The organism is Paenibacillus sp. GXUN7292 (genome assembly GCF_050864975.1).
Classification (GTDB): domain Bacteria; phylum Bacillota; class Bacilli; order Paenibacillales; family Paenibacillaceae; genus Pristimantibacillus.
Genome location: NZ_JBOZWO010000102.1, coordinates 1 through 852, shown reverse-complemented (window position 1 = coordinate 852; position 852 = coordinate 1). Strand labels below are relative to the sequence as shown.

Below are 852 nucleotides of genomic sequence, written 5' to 3'. Positions count from 1 at the left end.
CATTCAAAACCAAAACAGAGCTACAATCAAAAAAGGAGTCGGTTATTATGAGTATAACCACAAAGTATATAGGTTTAGACGTATCCAAAGCAAAAATTGCTGTTGCTATTGCGGATGAAGATCGACAAGAGGCACGGTACTGGGGAGCTATTGCTCACACAAAAGAAGCCGTCCGAAAGCTAATCCAACAATTGCTTAAGAAAGAAGATGTTACGCTGGAAGTCTGTTACGAAGCTGGCCCTACAGGGTATGTGCTGTACCGCTGGCTGCTGGAGATGAATATTTCGTGTGCAATCGTTGCTCCTTCCCTTATTCCTCAGCGGCCAGGAGACCGAATAAAAACGGACAAACGAGATGCACTACGTCTGGCCCAACTATTTCGCGCAGGAGAACTTACTTCCGTTTATGTCCCTACACCCGAGGATGAAGCATTACGAGATTTAGTTCGTGCACGGGAAGATGCGAAGGAAGATTTAAACCGCCATAAACAGCGGCTAGGAAAGTTTCTATTACGGAATCAACTGTCAGATCCCAAAGGGTCTAAACCATGGACATATGCCAATGAAGAATGGCTAGATACGTTAAAGTTTACAAATGAGTGTCAGCGCCTTGCCTTTCAAGAATATCGCCACGCCATATGGGAAACCAAAGAGCGTATCAAAAGATATGAAAAAGAAATGGAACAGCAAGCGGAAGTTGGGGTACAGGCTCCGCTGCTCCAAGCCTTGCAGGCGTTACGAGGGGTAGCAATGATCACTTCAGTAACATTAGGATCAGAAATCATGAGCATCACACGATTCCGAAGTCCCACAGCTTTCATGAGCTATTGTGGGCTTGTACCCAGTGAGTTTT

At 45.2% G+C, this 852-nt stretch carries 1 protein-coding gene; it reads left to right on the top strand.

Annotation, left to right across the window (positions count from 1 at the left end; translation table 11 throughout):
* Positions 1–47: 47 nt before the first annotated feature.
* Positions 48–852, top strand: an 805-nt coding sequence (locus ACRRU2_RS28525; RefSeq protein ID WP_432506831.1) for an IS110 family transposase, incomplete at its 3' end; no start/stop codon positions are given.